Annotated in this window: 1 protein-coding gene; it reads right to left on the bottom strand. The window is 33.4% G+C overall.

Features of this window, described 5'->3' with window-relative positions; genetic code table 11:
* On the bottom strand, positions 1-177 hold a 177-nt coding region (gene tnpB / locus NEH75_RS13680), incomplete at its 3' end, for an IS66 family insertion sequence element accessory protein TnpB (RefSeq protein WP_411158684.1).
* Between the last annotated feature and the right edge of the window lie 215 nt (positions 178-392).

Genomic DNA, 392 nt, shown 5'->3' with positions numbered 1-392 from the left:
CCGTTTATATAATAAGATAAAACCGTCTTTATCCCAATAAAGGGCTTTGAATCGGTCTTTTTTTCGTCCACAAAATAGGAAAAGGGCATCGTTAAATAAATCAAGATTATACTTGTTCGTAATGATACCTGCTAGTCCATCAATGCCACAGCGCATATCAGTGTGACCACAAACGATGGGTCACCTACCATTTACGAAGTAAATATATCCGCCACTGATAGAGCTTAAAAATTTCCTGTGAAGAAAAATTATCTCAACTTATATAGATGTCATCATGAAATCAACACATAATTGTCTTACCTTATATATCAGTCACTATATGATTCACTCTTTTTAAATTCCTTACCTCTTATTATTTTTCTATCTAAGGTCTCAATCGAGTAGGAGATAAT

The sequence above is a fragment of the Turicibacter sp. T129 genome, assembly GCF_025594975.1.
In the GTDB taxonomy this organism is placed as follows: Bacteria; Bacillota_I; Bacilli_A; order MOL361; family Turicibacteraceae; genus Turicibacter; species Turicibacter bilis.
This window is presented reverse-complemented; position numbering and strand designations above follow the sequence as displayed.